The organism is Shigella sp. FC1661 (genome assembly GCF_001712525.1).
GTDB lineage: Bacteria > Pseudomonadota > Gammaproteobacteria > Enterobacterales > Enterobacteriaceae > Escherichia > Escherichia coli.
This window is the reverse complement of the sequence record NZ_MDGW01000230.1, coordinates 1-3,147: the sequence shown is the minus strand read 5'-3', so window position 1 is coordinate 3,147 and position 3,147 is coordinate 1. Positions and strand designations below refer to the sequence as shown.

The following is a 3,147-nucleotide window of genomic DNA, read 5'->3' as shown; positions in this document are numbered from 1 at the left end:
ACTCCGTAGAGTAACGTTGGGTTTTTCTGCTCATTATTGGCTCCTTCTGATGCCATTCTATTTCAGGAAGGAGTGTCCGTTAAACTCAGGCTACCTCACCTCAGGCCATGTGCGCGGTAACTGACCGGGCTGAACTTCCGGGAGGCCTTTGCCCTCAGCCCCTGACGGCGCAGGCTTGCCGCCACGGTTTTTACGTTAAAGTGGTAACCCTGAGCACGCAGTTCATCCGTCAGGCGTGGTGCACCGTAACGCTGTTTTGACCGGGTAAAGGCCGCCGCGAGGACAACGCTGTCGCAGTGCTGACGGAACTGCTGACGAGGGCTTATCCCTGTCCGCCGCTGACACCACGTATACCAGCCGCTGCGGGCCACCCGGAGCACGCGGCACATTGCCTTGATGCTGAACTCAGCCTGATGTTTTTCAATAAAGACATACTTCATTTCAGGCGCTTCGCAAAGTATGTCGCGGCCTTTTGGAGGATAGCCAGTTCCTCTGCCTGCACCGCCAGTTGCCGCTTCAGGCGGGCATTTTCAGCGGCCAGTTCACTTTCACGCTCAGACGAGGTCATCTGTTGCTGCAGTTTGCTGCGCCACGCATAGAGCTGAGATTCATACAGGCTGAGTTCACGGGCTGCGGCAGCAACACCGATGCGTTCAGCAAGCTTCAGGGCTTCACTGCAAAATTCAGGCGAATGCTGTTTACGTGTTTTTTTGCTGGTTGATACTGTTTTTGTCATGTGAGTCACCTCTGACTGAGAGTTTACTCACTTAGCCGCGTGTCCACTATTGCTGGGTAAGATCACATCTCATCGCTTACAGCCACTACAGGACGTTTCCGTATCCTGTGAATTATCATCCCACGTGGACTGCATATATTTTTAATACACACAACCCCTCTTCCAGCCACATGCAGTGTCGAGGTGGTCCCGCAGATTCCGTATACCCGACACCCTGCATGGGTTCCGAGTATCTGTACTCCCGGTGGTTTATCAGAGTAATAGTAGTCACTGTTACATTCGACCCAGCTCTTTCCCCCGGGGGGATGCGGGACCACTCGGAAATACACCCCATATGGTCCGTGCACATTAATCTCCGCATAGCAATGTTCTGTTGAATTACGTGGCATAGCCAGTAAAGTCTCTTTTGCAGCAGCGGGTACCGCATACCACATACACATTAGTGCAACTATCAGCGCAGTATTCATTTTTATTGTCACTTTCCGTTACTGGTGCTGTCCGTCACAGCACCTCATGTCCTGCGGACAGGGCAAGCTGACCGGCCATAACAACTTTCAGTTCCATCAGGGAAGTGGAAGCTAGACGCCGGACAATCAAATCCCGCCGGCGGTACACCTTCTTCGCAGCAGAGTTGTTCAGTCAACATGAAAGTGACAGACAGTGTCACCACGATGCAGCATCAGTATGACGGTGAATCGCCGGTCGTAGTTTTTGTTCTTTGTTTTATAGGGAGCTTTCTGCATCAGGCATCGTTCATCACGGGGTATTGGTGCAATGCTCGGCATCACTCAGTCCTGCTGGTGATTTGTGATGTTTGGCAATTTATCTGATTACATAATCTGGACTGAGTCCCCCCTGAGTGTTTTACTGTTCCGAGCACTTATTTAGTAACTTTCTTGCATAGTTGTTTCTGGCTTTAATTGTGCTGCCCTAAGGTTTGTTTCTCAGTATGACAGCTCAATACATATACTTCGAACGCATTATATATTCGTTTAATTCACTTTGTGGAAGAGGATTATTACTTTCTGACATAAACATCATTGATTTCATAAAATCCCGACTGTTCTGTATTAAATATTAAGAATCTGTTACTGTCATCTTTAAATGAACTAGACAAAACGAGCCGTGAATCATAACGAGCAAGAACATAATACCAACTATTATTATAACAAAGCATCTGATATTCTTTTTTTAATTGAGGTTTATACCAGCCAACAAGAAAGGAAAAAAGCCAAAAATAAACCAAAAAACCAGCCATAATTAACTTAATGCTGTGTTCTCTAACAAAAGGGATATCTGAAAAACATGATACAGAAAAGATCCGTCCATATATGCGAATTATTATTGAAATAACCAATGAACTAATAATGCATGAAAGTGATAATGGAAGTATGAAATGTTGTTTGAGAATTAAAAGTTCGAATATTACAGGGAAAAACAGTAGGGTAATAGCAAAAAATAGTCTAAAAAAACTCAAGTCTTGTATTTTACTTCTTTTCTTTATAAGAAGAAAAAATAAAATACCAATCCCCCAACCGGTAAAAAGTATACCCATTACTATGATAGCATAGAGTAAACTTCTGGCAACATCATCCAAACCTGCACCAACAACCCACCATGGAAATCCATAGTAAAAAGAGGTTCCCCAGCCATAAGAATAAGCACTGACCCACCCTACACATCCCATATAGGCGATGAATAATGAAGAATTTTTAAGCAATGAATTGTCATTCATAAGAAACCAACTGATAATGTAAAAAATATTCGAGATAAAAAGTTGATCTTTTAATTTTCATGCTGGGAAATTAACAATAATATCATTGTTAATGCATATTTATCATATCAAAATACTCTGCAGAATGCTACTATCAAAACCAGACAAGTGAACAAAACGTGGCCAACATTTAGTAACGCTAGTTGGTAATGTCTTCAATCGATAGAAGTTTCTGGTAATCTACTGGTATTCAAACAGTTAGGGCTCATACAGCTTGCTGGACCTTCCCCATAACCGCCCGAACGTGAAGGTCTGATGTGTTGCAAGAGAGCCGGATGCGGGAAATCTGCAAGTCCGGTTCGATGAGAGGGACGTTGTTTTTACTTGTTGTTGATGAAGACTTTCATTATTGAACAGAATGATAATATTGTCTAAACAAAACATTAAATCTCATAATTCTTTGTAGAAAACGCTTTTCTTGAAATTAAAAATAAGTAGAATCAGCAGTCTCATTATAATTACAGACAATGTCATGCTCTCGCCCGTTCCGGTAATAAACGGAGCGGGCTATTTTTTTGGAATATTTATGGCCCACAATCCGGTAATGCTGCCAACTTACTGATTTAGTGTATGATGGTGATTTTAAGGTGCTTGCGTGGCTTCCATTTCCATCAGATGTCCTTCCTGCTCCGCTACT

Annotated in this window: 3 protein-coding genes and 2 pseudogenes; all 5 read right to left on the bottom strand. The window is 43.4% G+C overall.

Annotated features, from left to right (window positions below; genetic code table 11):
* Positions 1–101 precede the first annotated feature (101 nt).
* Positions 102–736: pseudogene (locus tag BFF42_RS13965) on the bottom strand (IS3 family transposase); the annotation flags it as partial.
* Positions 737–798: 62 nt separating this feature from the next.
* Complete coding sequence (locus BFF42_RS26945; RefSeq protein ID WP_012421704.1) at positions 799–1,203, bottom strand: hypothetical protein; 405 nt, start codon at positions 1,201–1,203, stop codon at positions 799–801.
* A gap of 189 nt (positions 1,204–1,392) precedes the next feature.
* A pseudogene (locus BFF42_RS27760) lies at positions 1,393–1,521 on the bottom strand (IS630 family transposase); the annotation flags it as partial.
* Positions 1,522–1,754: 233 nt separating this feature from the next.
* Positions 1,755–2,471 carry a hypothetical protein gene (locus BFF42_RS13950; protein ID WP_012421733.1) on the bottom strand — a complete coding sequence of 239 codons (717 nt, stop codon included), beginning with the start codon at positions 2,469–2,471 and terminating at the stop codon, positions 1,755–1,757.
* A gap of 463 nt (positions 2,472–2,934) precedes the next feature.
* Positions 2,935–3,147 (bottom strand): transposase (locus BFF42_RS27270; RefSeq protein WP_073692179.1); only part of this gene is annotated, 213 nt, incomplete at its 5' end.